At 74.2% G+C, this 14584-nt stretch carries 12 protein-coding genes; 7 read left to right on the forward strand and 5 right to left on the reverse strand.

The annotated features are described in order from the left end of the window. Nucleotides 1-75: 75 nt before the first annotated feature. Both HGA03_RS03345 and acs read left to right on the forward strand, forming a co-directional pair. Complete coding sequence (locus HGA03_RS03345) at nt 76-1404, forward strand: hypothetical protein (protein ID WP_168628749.1); 1329 nt, start codon at nt 76-78, stop codon at nt 1402-1404. Nucleotides 1405-1497: 93 nt separating this feature from the next. Further along, entirely contained in the window at nt 1498-3513 is a 2016-nt protein-coding gene (gene acs / locus HGA03_RS03350; RefSeq protein ID WP_373307685.1) for an acetate--CoA ligase, read from the forward strand. A 1-nt stretch (nt 3514) separates the two neighbouring features. Here acs and HGA03_RS03355 read toward each other — a convergent pair whose 3' ends face one another. Continuing rightward, the gene (locus tag HGA03_RS03355) at nt 3515-4234 is read right to left on the reverse strand and encodes a DsbA family protein (RefSeq protein ID WP_168628750.1); all 720 of its coding nucleotides are present in this window, start codon (nt 4232-4234) and stop codon (nt 3515-3517) included. 185 nt (nt 4235-4419) lie between these two features. On the opposite strand from HGA03_RS03355, the gene HGA03_RS03360 reads away from it, so the two are divergent. Together HGA03_RS03360 and HGA03_RS03365 are read left to right on the forward strand one after the other, a co-directional pair. After that, nucleotides 4420-5133, forward strand: a complete 714-nt coding sequence (locus HGA03_RS03360) for a LysR family transcriptional regulator substrate-binding protein (protein WP_168628751.1) — start codon at nt 4420-4422, stop codon at nt 5131-5133. A gap of 649 nt (nt 5134-5782) precedes the next feature. After that, a complete protein-coding gene (locus tag HGA03_RS03365) occupies nt 5783-6523 on the forward strand; it encodes an SIR2 family NAD-dependent protein deacylase (RefSeq protein WP_168628752.1) in 741 nt (246 codons plus the stop codon). A 29-nt stretch (nt 6524-6552) separates the two neighbouring features. Here the strand turns inward: HGA03_RS03365 and HGA03_RS03370 are convergent, their stop codons facing one another. Continuing rightward, nucleotides 6553-7320, reverse strand: coding sequence for an SCO4651 family lipoprotein (locus HGA03_RS03370; protein ID WP_168628753.1), 768 nt, complete (start codon nt 7318-7320; stop codon nt 6553-6555). A gap of 206 nt (nt 7321-7526) precedes the next feature. Here HGA03_RS03370 and HGA03_RS03375 point away from each other — a divergent pair, with 206 nt between their 5' ends. Continuing rightward, entirely contained in the window at nt 7527-8381 is an 855-nt protein-coding gene (locus HGA03_RS03375) for an HAD family hydrolase (RefSeq protein ID WP_168628754.1), read from the forward strand. Nucleotides 8382-8387: 6 nt separating this feature from the next. Here the strand turns inward: HGA03_RS03375 and HGA03_RS03380 are convergent, their stop codons facing one another. Next, nucleotides 8388-8837, reverse strand: coding sequence for an acyl-CoA thioesterase (locus tag HGA03_RS03380; RefSeq protein WP_239073591.1), 450 nt, complete (start codon nt 8835-8837; stop codon nt 8388-8390). A gap of 25 nt (nt 8838-8862) precedes the next feature. Further along, a complete protein-coding gene (locus tag HGA03_RS03385; RefSeq protein WP_168628755.1) occupies nt 8863-9339 on the reverse strand; it encodes a VOC family protein in 477 nt (158 codons plus the stop codon). A 163-nt stretch (nt 9340-9502) separates the two neighbouring features. Between HGA03_RS03385 and HGA03_RS03390 the strand changes: the two genes are divergently transcribed. After that, nucleotides 9503-10495: an ATP-binding cassette domain-containing protein gene (locus tag HGA03_RS03390; RefSeq protein ID WP_168628756.1), complete on the forward strand. Its 993-nt coding sequence runs from the start codon at nt 9503-9505 to the stop codon at nt 10493-10495. Further along, on the forward strand, nt 10492-11310 hold the full coding sequence (locus tag HGA03_RS03395; protein WP_168628757.1) for an ABC transporter permease: 819 nt from the start codon (nt 10492-10494) through the stop codon (nt 11308-11310). The genes HGA03_RS03390 and HGA03_RS03395 overlap by 4 nt, the downstream gene beginning before the upstream one ends. 44 nt (nt 11311-11354) lie before the next feature. On the opposite strand, the gene HGA03_RS03400 is transcribed toward HGA03_RS03395, so the two are convergent. Beyond that, complete coding sequence (locus HGA03_RS03400; protein ID WP_168628758.1) at nt 11355-14582, reverse strand: ATP-binding protein; 3228 nt, start codon at nt 14580-14582, stop codon at nt 11355-11357. Between the last annotated feature and the right edge of the window lie 2 nt (nt 14583-14584).

Below are 14584 nucleotides of genomic sequence, written 5' to 3' on the forward strand. Positions count from 1 at the left end.
GACCCCACCCGACCAGGCAGTGACGGGTCGAGATCAGCCCCGGGGCCGCCCGGTGGCGACCGCGAGGAGCCCGAGATGAGCAGCACCCCGGAGCAGCAGCCCACCGACGACGACGCGACCACGCCCCCGGCTGCGCCCGTGACGGAACCGGTGCCCGCGCCCGGGGAGGCCGTCCGGGACGACCGGGCGACTCCCGACGACGAGCCCCGGCCCGCCGAGTCCCCCACCGCCGCGGGCCCGGGCGAGCGGGGCACGGCCGGCACCCCCACGGCAGCCGACCCCCGCGAGCGCGACACGGCCGGGGCCCCCACGGCCGCAGGCCCGAGCGAGCGCAGCGCAGCCGGCACCCCCACGGCCGGGGCCGAGCCCGGAGCGACCGACTCCCCGGCCCGCCCCAGCACCTCCACGGCCGGCGCGACCCGCGCCCCCGAGTCCGTCGCGGGGACCGGTACCCCCACGCCCGCCGCCGCAACCCGCGCCCCCGAGGAGCCCGCCACCACCCCCGGCCGGGGCGCCCACCTGCGCGGCCGCCCCGCCCCCGTGCCCCCGGAGCCCGACCCGGAACTCGACCGCGACCTGCCCCGGCTGGCCACCCCGGCGGACACCGCCCCGACGGCCGCGCTCCCGGCGCTGTCCGGCCCCTCCGCGCTGGACGACCCGCTGACCGCCCCCGCCGACCCGCTCACCCCGGCCGGCGGCCCGGCGACCGCGGTCCGGCGCACCAGCTTCCGCTCCGACCTGGACCCGAACTCCGCCGCGGCGCCGGACCCGTTCTCGGTCACCCCGCCGCCCGCGCCGGCCCCGGCGCCGTACGGCACGGATCTGCCGGGCACCGGCCCGTCGGATGACCAGGTCCCGCCCGGTGATGCCACGGTCGCCGCGCCGCAGGCCGCACCGGTGCTGCCGGTGGCCCCGGTGCCCTCGGCAGCCGCGCCGGGCCCCGCGCGCCAGGAGCGCCGGGGCGGGGTCGGCCGACTGCTGGCCGGGATGCTGATCGGCCTGCTCGCCGGCGCCGCCGGGTGCTGGCTGGTGGTGTTCGGGCAGTCCCGGATCCTCGGGGTGCAGGCGCCCGGCTGGGATGCGTCCTACGACCCGCTGGGCGTGGTGCTGGTGACCGTCGGCGTGCTGGTCCTGGCGGCACTGATCGGGGTCGGCGCCTGGTCGACCGCGGCACCGCTGACGGCCGGGCTGCTCACCACCGTGATCGGCGTGGTCTACCTGTACGTCCCGGCGACCACGCATGCGGACACGGTGTCCTGGCTGGCGACCGACTACACCCGCGGGTCGGTGGAACGGACCGTCGTGGCGGCGACCTCGGGCACGCTGTTCGTGGTCGGTGCCCTCCTGCTGGCGACCGGGATCACCCTCGCCGCGCTGCACCGTCGTCGCATTCCGCGCATCTGAGTCCATTTCCCCGTGCATAGGACGTAAGTCCTACTAAGGTGCAGGACGGCGGTCGATGACGACGGCCGCGCTGCCGCACGCTGGGAGGACACCGTGGTCCTGCACAACACCGACGACTCCACCGGACAGACGTCGCCGGCCCGCCCCGGGCTGGAGAACCTGCTGTCCGAGGAGCGCCGCTTCGCCCCCGATCCCGCCTTCACCGCCCAGGCGAACGCCCACGCCGAGCTCTACTCCTGGGCCAACGCCGACCAGCTCGGGTTCTGGGCGGACCAGGCCCGCTCGCTGCTGGACTGGTCCACCCCGTTCACCGAGACGCTGGACTGGTCCGGCGCCCCGGTGGCCCGCTGGTTCGCCGACGGGCGGTTGAACGCCGCCTACAACGCGGTGGACCGGCACGTGGCGGCCGGCCGGGGCGACCGGGTCGCGCTGCACTTCGAGGGCGAACCCGGCGACACCCGCACGCTGACCTACGCCGACCTGCTGCGCGAGGTGTCCAAGGCGGCGAACGCCCTCACCGAGCTGGGCGTCCGGACCGGGGACCGGGTGGCGATCTACCTGCCGCTGATCCCCGAGGCCGTGATCGCGATGCTGGCCTGCGCCCGGATCGGCGCGCCGCACTCGGTGGTCTTCGGCGGGTTCTCCGCGCAGGCGCTGCACTCCCGGATCGTGGACGCCGACGCCCGGGTGGTGATCACCGCCGACGGTGGCTTCCGCCGCGGCGCCCCGAGCGCGCTCAAGGCCACCGTGGACGAGGCACTGGCGGCCGGCAGCGGGGAGATCGTCCGCTCCGTGCTGGTGGTCCGGCGCACCGGGCAGGAGGTCGACTGGACCGAGGGCCGGGACGTCTGGTGGCACGACGCGGTGGACGCGGCGAGCGAGGAGCACACCCCGGTCGAGGTCGAGGCCGAGCACCCGTTGTTCATCCTCTACACCTCGGGCACCACCGGGAAGCCGAAGGGCATCTTCCACACCACCGGCGGCTACCTGACCCAGACCGCGTGGACCCACCGGAACGTCTTCGACCTCAAGCCGGAGACCGACGTCTACTGGTGCACCGCCGACGTCGGCTGGATCACCGGCCACAGCTACGTGGTCTACGGCCCGCTGGTGAACGGCGCGACCCAGGTGATCTACGAGGGCACCCCGGACACCCCGGACAAGGGCCGCTGGTGGGACATCGTGCAGAAGTACCGGGTGTCGATCCTGTACACCGCCCCGACCGCGATCCGGACCTGCATGAAGTGGGGCGAGGACATCCCGGCCGCCCGCGACCTGTCCAGCCTGCGGGTGCTCGGGTCGGTCGGCGAGCCGATCAACCCGGAGGCCTGGACCTGGTACCGGCGGGTGATCGGCGGCGACCGCACCCCGGTGGTGGACACCTGGTGGCAGACCGAGACCGGCGCGATCATGATCAGCCCGCTGCCCGGGATCACCACCGCCAAGCCCGGTTCGGCCCAGGTGCCGCTGCCCGGCATCGCCGCCACGGTGGTCGACGACGAGGCCTACCCGGTCCCGAACGGCGCCGGCGGTTACCTGGTGATCACCGAGCCCTGGCCGGCGATGCTGCGCGGCGTGTGGGGCGACGAACAGCGGTTCAAGGACACCTATTGGTCGCGATTCCCGGGGATCTACTTCGCCGGGGACGGGGCGAAGAAGGACGACGACGGCGACATCTGGCTGCTCGGCCGGGTCGACGACGTGATGAACGTGTCCGGGCACCGGCTGTCCACCACCGAGATCGAGTCCGCCCTGGTCGCGCACCCGGCGGTCGCCGAGGCGGCCGTGGTCGGCGCCGCGGACGACACCACCGGTCAGGCCGTGGTCGCCTTCGTGATCCTGCGCGGGGACGCCGGCACCGACCCGGAGACCATCGGCGAGGAACTGCGCCGGCACGTGGCCAAGCTGATCGGCCCGATCGCCAAGCCGCGCACGGTGCTCGTGGTGCCCGAACTGCCCAAGACCCGCTCCGGCAAGATCATGCGCCGGCTGCTGCGGGACGTGGCCGAACACCGGCAGGTCGGGGACGCCACCACCCTGGCGGACGCCTCGGTGATGGAGCTGATCCAGCAGGGTCTGGCCACCCCGGCCGGCCCGTCGGAGGACTGACTCAGGCCATCTGGTCCTGGATCACGGTGGCGAAGTTCTCCAGCGGCTGGGCGCCCCGGAGCACCTGATCGCCGACGACGAAGGTAGGAGTGCTCTCCACGCCGATCCGGCGGGAGGCATCGGCCTCCTCCTCGGCGGCGGCGATCAGGTCCGGGTCGTCCAGGTCCGCGGCGAACTGCTCGGCGTCCAGGCCGGGGACGCCGGCGGCCAGCGCGGTCAGGGCGGCCCGGTCCCAGACCGTCTCCCCGGTGGGCTCGGTGGCGTACAGCGCCTCGACGAACTCCCAGAACAGTCCCTGCTGCCCCGCGGCCCGGGCGGCGACCGCAGCATCGCCGGACGTGCCGCCGAGCACCACCGCGCTGTGCCACTCGATCCGCAGCGTGCCGTCCTCGACGTAGTCGCTCAGCAACCCGGGCAGCGTCTCGTTCGCGAACTGCCCGCAGTAGTGGCAGCGCAGGTCCGCCCACTCGATCATCAGCACCGGGGCGTCGATGTCGCCGATCGCCATCGGGTCGTCCGGGTCGTTCCGCGCGAAGTCGGCCGCGGTCGGCGTCTCGACCGCCATGGTCGCCCCCGCGGTGCCCGGGTCCACCGACACCGGGTCGGCCACGTCGGCACTACCCGACCCGGGCAGCACGACCAGCACGACCACCAGGGCGATCACCGCCATCACCGCCACCGCGATCGCGCCGCCGAACAGCATCGACTGGCGCTGGCTCATCGGGGGTACCTCCACGGTCGGTGTACGGGTGCGTCCGCCACGCTACGAGCGCGCTGAGGATCTCCGGTGCCGGAAGGGGGCAATCGGGTACCGAGTGAGTGGTGCCGGGGCCGTCGCGCGACGGAACCGGGTAGCGCCGCGGCCGTCCGACTACCCTGGTCCGGCCCACCACCGGAAGGACCGCCATGACCGCCCCCACCCCCGATCCGCGGCTGCGGCTCGGCCTGACCCCGGGCATGGCGCCGACCTCCTGGACCCGCACCTGGTCCCAGCGCCTGCCCGGTCACCCACTGGAGCTGGTCCAGCTCACCGACGCCGAGGCCGCCGGCGCCCTGTTGGACGGCACCGTCGACGCCGCCCTGCTCCGGCTCCCGGTGGACCGCGACCGGCTGCACGCCATCCCGCTGTTCACCGAGGTGACCGTGCTGGTCCTGCCCAAGGACCACCTGCTGACCGCCCTGGACGAGGTCGCCCCCGACGACCTGGCCGAGGAGACCCTGCTGGTCCCCGCCGACGACGTGCTGCGCTGGACCGATCCCCCGGGCGAGACATCCCTGCTGCCCACCCCACCGACCACCGCCGACGCGGTCGAACTGGTGGCCGCCGGGGTCGGGCTGCTGGCCACCCCGATGTCCCTCGCCCGGCTGCACCACCGCAAGGACCTCACCTACCGCCCGCTCACCGGCGCCCCCGCCACCCAGGCCGCCCTCGCCTGGACCCGCGACCGCGAGGACGACCCACTGATCGAGGAGCTGATCGGCATCGTCCGCGGCCGCACCGCCAACAGCTCCCGCGGCCGCGCGGCGACCCCACCCGCCCGCACCCCGGAGCCGAAGACTCCGGGGCGGCGGGCCCGGGGCGCCGCGAAGCCTGCGTCCCGGCGCAAGCGCGGACGCTGAGCGCCACACATCACCGCGCAGTCGAATTGTTCATCCGTCGACGGTATCCCCACCGGCACGCAGCGTAAGCGACACCGAATATCACACTGAAGACAAACCCGCCAGGACTGTCGAGGTGACCCGTGACGGCAAACCCCACGAGGACGACCGCAGCGACAATGGCGACATCAATGATGAACTTCCTCATCAGGTGCATCCCTCTCTGAACCGAGCGAGCCCTAGGGCAACGACATCCGCTCACGAAACCTAGCCCCCGCCCATCCGGGCCACCGGTTCATCCCCATGCCGACCACAATGGGCACAACAGCCGCGCGGATGCCATCCCGCCCGGGACAAGAGACCCTCGTCCCACGAGACCGTTCCCCGCACCGAGCGACGAACGCACCGGACCGCGCGCCCACGAGTGCGGAGAACCTGCCGCCCGAATCGCCCGAACCGCGGCACCTTCTCCGCATTCGTGCCCGACCGCCCATCCGGATGGCACCGAGGGCGCAGTTGGCGTTGGCCGAACGGCTCTGGCACCACCCGCAACTGCGCCCTCGGCGGCCCGGGCCAGGCAGGCGAGACCGGGGGTGTCCGCACGGGCATGCGAGCGCGGCCGCGGCCGGCGGACTGGCATCGCGGACGGTGGAGGGGGCAAGGTCGTCTCATGCACCAGCGTCGCCCCGGCTCGCACATCACCGTCCTGACCGGTGCCGGTATCTCCACCGGCGCGGGGATCCCGGACTTCCGGGGACCGGAGGGCACCTGGACCCGGCACCCGGACCAGGCCGAGCTGCTGGAGATCGACCGGTACGCCAGCGACCCGGCGATCCGGCAGGCGGGGTGGCGGATGTGGCGCGAGCACCCGGCGTGGAGCGCGACGCCGTCGGCGGCGCACCGGGCCCTGGTGGAGCTGGAGCGGGCGGAGCTGCTGGAAGCGCTGTTGACCCAGAACTTCGACGGGCTGCACCAGGCGGCCGGGCACTCCCGGGAGCAGGTGGTGGAGCTGCACGGCGGGCTGCGCACCACCAGCTGCCTGCGCTGCGGGGCACGGCAGGCGACCACCGCGGTGCTGGAACGGCTGGACCGGGACCGGGAACCTGCCTGCCTGGAGTGTGGCGGGATCCTGAAGCCGGATGTCGTCTACTTCGGCGAGCGGCTGCCCGAGGACGCGCTGGGCCGGGCGATCGCGGCGGCGCAGGACGCGGACGTGTTCCTGGCGATCGGGAGCACGCTGAGCGTGCAGCCGGTGGCGAGCCTGACCGGGATCGCGGCGGAGTCCGGGGCGGAGGTCATCATCGTCAACGCCGAGCCGACGCCCTACGACCACGTCGCGCACCGGGTGATCCGGGAGCCGATCGAGGTCGCGGTGCCGCAACTGGTGTCCGAGCTGCTCGCCCGGGGCTGATCCCGGGCGAGCAGCTCAGCACCGAGGGATCAGAACAGGCCCGTGACCAGCTGGCTCGGGTCCGGTGCGGCGATCTCCACCGGCTCACCGAAGCCGGTGTACGTGATCACCGCGTCCACGCCCTGCACGCTGTAGCCCATCCGGACCGGGCGGTCCTGGTCGTCGACCCAGTAGTCGTAGGTGAAGGAGTCGCCCATCGCGGCGACCGCCTCCGGGTCCACGTCGCTGAGCAGGGTGGGGTCGACGGTGACCAGGTAGTGCGTGGTAGTGACGCCCTCGACGTCCTCCTCGCCCTGGGCCTCGACGGCGACGATCGCGGCCTGCATGCCCTCGATCTGGGCCCGGGCGTCGGTCTGGGCCATCAGTTCCTCGACCGACTCGGCGCCCATGTCGGCGGCGGTCATCTCCTGGTACTGGCCCTCGGTGCCCATGAAGATCTGGCCGTCCACCAGGATCATGTCGAAGGTCATGCCCATCATGTCGTAGTCGACGTGCATGTCCATCGAGGTCTTGGTCATCCGGACCGGGCCGCTGATGCTGACCGTCTGACCCTGGCCGCTCATCTCCATCGACATCTGCATGGTCTGGGCGGTCACCAGCGCGGCGACGGTGCGCTGGGCGAAGTTGTCCGGACCGAGCCCGTCCGTCTCCTGTTCGGCGACCACCGGGGTCGGGTCGGCGGCGGCGGTGCTGGCGCCGGTGGCGGTGGCCGGCTCATCGCCGTTGCCGCAGCCGCTCAGGACGGTGGCGGCGGCGACGCCGAGAGTCAGGGCCGCGAGGCCGCGGTGGATGCGCACAGGGTCTCCTTCGATGCTGTTGGGCGGCGGCACAGGACCGTCGTGGCCTTGGACTCTGCCCCGCGCTCCCAGCGCCGACGGGTGGATCACCGTTCAGAGATGGGCGAAACCGCACGAGACCGTGGCACCGCCGGCACCGGGAGCGGATGCGCACAGCGTCTCCGTCGACGGCGGACGGGCCGCCGGGTGCTGCGAGGATGTCCAGCATGTCGACACCCGATCCGGTCTTGGTCCCGCCCGCACTGCCCGACACCGACCAGATCCGGCTGATCGCGACCGACATGGACGGGTCGCTGCTGACCGACGAGGGCCGGATGCCGGACGGGATCTGGCCGCTGCTGACTGAGCTGGACCGGCGTGGCATCGCCTTCTGCCCGGCGAGTGGGCGGCAGTTCGCGAACATCCGGGAGCAGCTGGGCAGCAGGGGCGACGACTACACCTGCATCGGCGAGAACGGGGCGTTCGTCGGACGGGCCGACCGGGTCCTGTCCACGACTCCGCTGCCGGAGGGGATCGTCCCGCGGGCGGTGCAGCACACCCGGGAACTGGCCGCCGCCGGACTGCCGGTCGGGGTGGTGGTCTCCGGAGCGCGCTCGGCGTATGTCGAGTACTTCGAGGGTGAGTTCGCCGCGCAGGTCCGCAAGCACTACTCGGTGGTCACCGAGGTGGCGGACCTGACCCGGGTGGACGACGTGCTGCTCAAGGTGGCCGTGCACGACGCCGGGTCGGTGGAGGAGCGCACCGCACCCGCGTTCGCCGATCTGGACGGCCCGGTCCGGGTGCTGGTGTCCGGGCAGCACTGGCTGGACCTGATGAGCCCGGAGGCGGACAAGGGCCACGCCCTGCGCCGGGTGCAGGACGAGCTCGGGATCGGGCCGGAGCACACGATGGCGTTCGGCGACTACCGCAACGACCTCGGGATGCTCGCCGCGGCCCGCTGGTCGTGCGCGATGGACAACGCGCACCCGGACGTGCGCGCCGCGGCCCGCTACGTGGTGCCGTCGAACACCCGCGGCGGGGTGGTCAGCACGATCGCGGCGGCGCTGGGACTGCCGGGCTGAGCCGGTTCACCAGGGGTGCAGTGCGGGGCCGTCGCCCGGGTACCGCTCGAACACCGCCCGCTCGTCGGCGGTGAACGCCCGCGGCGCCAGGTCGACCCGGTCCAGCTGCACCATCCGCGACCGGGCCCGCAGGTACACGGTCCGGCCGGCGTCCTGGTCCACGATCTCGTAGGCGAAGTCCACCGACGACCGGCCGATCCGCGGCACCCAGACCTCGACCGACACCGGCTCGGGGCGGAAGGTCAGCGGCGCCAGGTAGTCGATCTCGTGCTTGACCACGACCAGCATCGAGTCGGTGGGCCGCCCGGCCGGGTCCACCCCCATGCTCGGGAACAGGGCGAACCGGGCGTCGTCCAGGAACCGCAGGTAGGCGGCGTTGTTCACATGGGCGAAGAGGTCGACGTCGGACCAGCGGACCTGCATGGTCACACTGCCGCGGCCGGAGGTGGTGCTCACCGGACCAGGGTAAGTGGCCGGCCGGTCAGCCCTCGGCGGCGGCGAGCAGTGCGGCGATGTCGAGCTTGCCCATGGTCAGCATCGCGGCGGTGACCCGGGCCGCCCGCTCCGGGTCCGGATCGGCCAGCAGCTCGTTCAGCACCGGCGGGACGATCTGCCAGGACAGCCCGAACCTGTCCCGCAGCCAGCCGCATTGGCTGGGCCGGCCGCCGTCGGCGATCAGGGCGTCCCAGAGCCGGTCGATCTCCTCCTGGGTCGGGGCGTCCACCACCAGGGAGAACGCCTCGTCCAGGGTGAAGGACGGCCCGCCGTTCAGTGCCCGGATCCGCTGGCCGTCCAGCTCGAACTCGACCACCAGCACCTGGCCGGGCTCGACGTCGGGCAGCTCGCTCGCGGCGTGCACGGTGTGCAGGATCCGGGAGTCCGGGAACAGCGAGACGTAGAACTCCGCCGCCTGCTCGGCGCGATCGTGGAACCACAGGAACGGCGTGATGCGGGACATGGCGGGCTCCCCCGGGCGACGGTGCGCGGAACGCCTCCGAGTGTGGGTCACCCCGCTCGCCGCCGCATGCCGGCCGCTGTCAGTGCCTGTCAGCGCGATGACAGTGCGGTGCAAGTGCCCCCGCGCAGGATCGGCCTCAGTCGAGTCCCGAGGAGGAGAACCCATGACGACGACCGACCTGCCCTGGGCCGTGCAGGCCCGCGGCCTGGTGAAGACCTTCGGCGAGAACCGGGCGGTGGACGGCATCGACCTGAACATCCGCACCGGATCGGTGTACGGCGTGCTCGGTCCGAACGGCGCCGGCAAGACCACCACGATCCGGATGCTCGCCACCCTGCTGCGCCCGGACGCCGGCACCGCGACCGTCTTCGGCCGCGACCTGCGCACCGAGCCGCAGGCCGTCCGGCGGCTGATCGGCGTGACCGGGCAGTACGCCTCGGTGGACGAGGGGCTGTCCGCCACCCAGAACCTGGTGCTGTTCGCCCGGCTGCACGGACTGTCCCGGCGGGACGCCCACCGGGTGTCCGCCCGGCTGCTGGAGGAGTTCGGGCTCGCCGACACCGGCAACCGCGCGCTGAAGCACTTCTCCGGTGGGATGCGCCGCCGGCTGGACCTGGCCGCCTCGCTGATCGCCCGGCCGCCGCTGATCTTCCTGGACGAGCCGACCACCGGCCTCGACCCGCGCACCCGGCTGCAGATGTGGGACACCGTGCGCTCGCTGATCGACGGCGGCTCCACCGTACTGCTGACCACCCAGTACCTGGACGAGGCGGACCAGTTGGCCGACCGGATCGCCGTGATCGACCGCGGCACCGTGGTGGCCGAGGGCACCGGTGCCGAGCTGAAGTCCTCGGTGGGCACCGCCCGGCTGCACCTGGGCCTGGCGGACGACGCCGATCTGGCCGAGGCGAGCCGGCTGGCCGAGGCCGTGCTGGGGGTCGCCCCGGTGCTGAGCCCGGACGGCCGGCTGACCGCCCCGGTCCCGGCCGCCGACTCCGCGGGCGAGGTGCTGGTCGCACTGCGGGCGGCCGGCATCCACCTGTCCGACGTGGCGGTGCAACAGCCCACCCTGGACGAGGTCTTCCTCACCCTGACCGGCCGGCCCGCGAGCGCCGACGACGACACCACCACCCTTCCCGAGGAGGTCCTGGCATGAGCACCGCGATCCTGAACCCGGCCGAGCTGGCCACACAGGCCACCAACCGGGTACCGCTGCTGACCACCGTGCGGCAGACCTTCGCGCTGGCCTGGCGCGGGGTGCTGAAGATGCAGCGCACCCCGGAGCAGCTGTTCGACGTGACGGCCCAGCCGATCATCTTCACCCTGCTGTTCACCTACGTCTTCGGCGGGGCGATCGCCGGGGACGTGCAGAGCTACCTGCCGTTCTTCATTCCCGGCATCCTGGCGCAGACCGTGATCACGACCTCGATCGTCACCGGCATCCAGCTGCGCGAGGACATGGACAAGGGGATCTTCGACCGGTTCCGGTCGCTGCCGATCGCCCGGATCGCCCCGCTGTCCGGCGCGCTGCTGGCCGACACCGTGCGGTACGCGATCGCCACCTCGCTCACCTTCGCCATGGGCCTGCTGATCGGCTGGCGACCGGGCGGCGGGGTGCCGGGGGTACTGGCCGCCGGGCTGCTGGTGATCGTGTGCTGCTGGTCGATGAGCTGGATCTTCGCGTTCTTCGGCGTGACCGCCCGCTCGGCGTCCTCGGTGCAGGGCATCTCGATGATCGTGATCTTCCCGCTGTGCTTCGCGTCCAACGCCTTCGTCCCGGCGGACACCCTGCCGGGCTGGTTGCAGTCGTTCGTGAACGTGAACCCGGTGTCGTACCTGGTCAGCGGGGTGCGGGCGCTGACCATCGACGGCTCGTGGACCGCGGATGCCGGCTGGGCGCTGCTGGGTGCGGCAGTGGTGATGGCGGTCTTCGCGCCGCTGACGGTGCGGGCGTACATGCGCCGCGCCTGAGCACGCGGTCCGGGCGTCTCGGGCCGGGGTCAGCCGGTCCGGCGTCAGCCGGCGAGCAGGGCGATCGCCCGGTCCAGCTCGCCGGCCCGCCCGGCCGCCAGCTCGGCGGCCCGGGCGCCGGCCACCGCCTGCTCGCCGTAGCGGGCGGTGGCCCGCTCCCAGTGCAGGTGCCGGTGCAGCGGCCGGTAGTCCTGCCGGGACCGCATCCGCTCGGCCAGGGCCATCAGCGGCAGCACGGTGTGCTCCGCCTCGCCGACCGCCATCCGCCAGGCCGCGGTGCCGAGCAGCAGCACGCCGAGCACCGGCCGGTCGGCGTAGGGCACCGCGCGGCTGCCGGCCCGGATCGGGATCGACCGCGCCGACTCCGCCGCCGCGGCGACCTCGGGCGGGTCCGTCTCTCCGGCGAGTGCGTGGGCGGCCAGGCAGGTGCCGGTGGCGATCAGCCGCCAGGGGTTCTGCCGCCACTCGTCGCCGTCGGTGGCGGCGAGCAGGTCGCGGTAGTGCGCCAGCGCGGTGGTCAGATCGCCCCGGCCGAAGGCGGTCTCCGCGGCACCGAGCCGGGTCAGCATCGCCGCCTCACGCTGGTCCTGCGCCTCCTCGGCCATCCGGCCGAACAGGTGGGCGGCGGCGTCGAACTCCCCCAGGGCCAGCAGGGTCAGGCCGCGGACCTGCCACAGCCCCTCCTCGATCGCCACGATCGCCGGGCCGGCCTCCAGCGCGTGCAGCCGGTCCAGGGCTCCCTCGGCCTCGTCGATCCAGGGCACTGCCTCCGCCGGCCGGCCGCTCTGGGTGTACGCCCCGGCGAGCTGCACCGCCGACAGCGCGATGGTCCACGGGTCGTCCTGCTCCCGGCCCATCCGGTGCGCGCCCTCCGCGTGGCCGATCGCGTCGTCGATCCGGCCGTCGTTCTCCGCGATGCTCCACGACGCGAGCAGGCCGAACCGGCGGGCGGCGGGGTCCTCGGCCACCCGGGCCGCGGTCAGCACCCGGTTCAGGGCGGCCGGGTCGGCGACCTCCCGGACCAGGTCGGCCAGCAGCTCGTTCACCGGGCTGACCGGTCCGGCGGCTCGGGCCCGGCCGACCAGCCGCCGGGCGAGTGCACCGTGGCGCAGGTCGCCCCACATCACCTCGGTCAGCGTGGCGATGCCGAAGCCGAGCACCGCGGCATCGGCCAGCCCGGGCGGTGAGGTCCAGTCCCGGGCCAGGCCGAGCAGCCGGCGCTGCACCTGGACCAGCTCGTCGTGGGCGCCCTGGAGCAGCCAGCGCATCGCCACGACGCCGAACACCGCCACCGCCACGTCCACCCGGGCGTCCTCCCCGCGGGCCAGTTCGGCGCGCAGCACGGCGACCAGGTTGTCCTGCTCCCGCTCGATCACCGGGTCCAGCTGCACCCGGTCCGGCCCGTCGGGTCCGATCCGGTCGGCCGCCAGGTCGCGCGCCCAGTCGCCGATGGCGTGCCGGATCAGCTCCTCGTCCCCGGCGGCCCGGGCCTCCCGCTCGCCGAACTCGCGGACCAGCTCCAGCATCCGGTAGCGCATCGACCGGGTCGGCCGGTGCTCCTCGGCCCGCAGCAGCGACTGCGCCACCAGCGCGTCCAGGTCGTCCAGCACCGCGACCTCGTCGGCGTCCGGTCCGGCCAGCGCGACGGCGGCCTCGGCCGGGAAGCCGTCCGGCAGTGCGGCGACCCGGCGGGCCAGCACCCGCTGCGCGGCGGTGAGCAGGTCCCAGCTCCAGGCGATCACCGCGTGCAGGGTGCGGTGCCGCTCCGGCAGCCCGGCGCCACCACCGGTGAGCAGCCCGAACCGGTCGGACAGCCTCCGGTCGATCTCCTCCACGGTCATCGAGCGGGTGCGGGCCGCGGCCAGCTCGATCGCCAGCGGCAGGCCGTCCAGCTTCCGGCACAGCCGGTCCAGCACCTCCGGCGGCAGCGCCACCCCCGGCCGGACCGCGGTGGCCCGGGCGGTGAACAGCGCCACCGCCGGTCCGGGCCCGCCATCGGGAGCGGTGGCGGGCAGCGGCAGCAGCGGGTGCACCTGCTCGCCGGGGACGCCGAGCGGCGCCCGGCTGGTGGTGAGCACCCGCAGACCGGGCACGGTGGCACACAGCTCGGTGACCACCTCGGCGACCGCGGCGAGCACCTGTTCGCAGTTGTCCAGCACCAGCAGGGTCGGGTGGTCGGCCAGCCGGTCGGCGACCCGGTCCTGGATACCCCGCTGGTCGGCCGGCACGCCGGGGGTGCGGACCGGATCGGGCACCCGGAGCGCATCGGCCAGGGCGGGCAGCAGGTCCGCCGGGCTGCGGACCGACGCCAGTTCGACCACCGCGACGGCCTCCCCGCGATCGGCGGTGCGCCGGGCCACCTCCTGCACCAGCCGGGTCTTGCCCAGCCCGCCGGTGCCGAGCACCGTGACCACCGTGGCGGTCGCGAGCGCCCGCTGCACCGCGGCCAGGTCCTGGTCCCGGCCGAGCAGGTCGCCGGGCACCGCGCGCACGCCGAGCACCCGGGGCCGGGTGGCGGGCACCTGGGCGGTCAGCAGCTGGAGATGGAAGTCGGTGACCGGCCCGGCGGGGTCGGTGCCGAGCTGGTCGGCCAGGCGCTCCCGGTAGGCGGCGAACGAGGCCAGCGCCTCCGAGCTGCGACCGGCCGCGTCCAGCGCGCGCATCAGGGCGGGCTGGGCGGCATCGTCCAGCGGCGCGAGCGCGGCCAGCTCCTCGGCAGCCGGTAGGGCGGCGGCCGGGGCGTCGCCGGCGAGCAGGGCGGCCACCCGGCTGCGCAACAGGTCGGTGCGGGCACGCTCGGCCCGGGCGGTCACCGCGGCCCGCAGCTCCGGTTCCGGCACGCCGGACTCCGGTGCGCCCAGCTCGGCCAGCGCGGCGCCGGTCAGGTCGGTGGCGCGCTGCGGATCGCCGGCGTCCAGGGCGGCCCGGGCGGCGGTGGCGGCGGCCTCGGCGCGCAACAGGTCGACCTCCGCGACCGGCACCCCCAGCGCGTAGCCGGCCGCGGTGGAGCGGACCAGATCGGCGCCGTGCCCGGCCCGCAGCCGGGAGACCAGGGTCTGCAATGCCGCGCGGCCGGAGGCGGGCGGGCCGTCCGGCCACACCTCGTCGATCAGCCGCTCCGCCGACGCCGGCGAGCCCGATGCCAGCACCAGGGCGGCAACCAGATCGGCGCCCCGGCCGGGCACCGGCAGCAGCGTGTCCCCGCTCTGCGCACAGGCGGTCACCTGGCCCAGCACGGTCACACGCAGCGGACGGGCCGCGGGGGCAGGCACGG

It is taken from the genome of Cellulomonas denverensis, assembly GCF_012396125.1.
GTDB lineage: Bacteria > Actinomycetota > Actinomycetes > Actinomycetales > Cellulomonadaceae > Cellulomonas > Cellulomonas denverensis.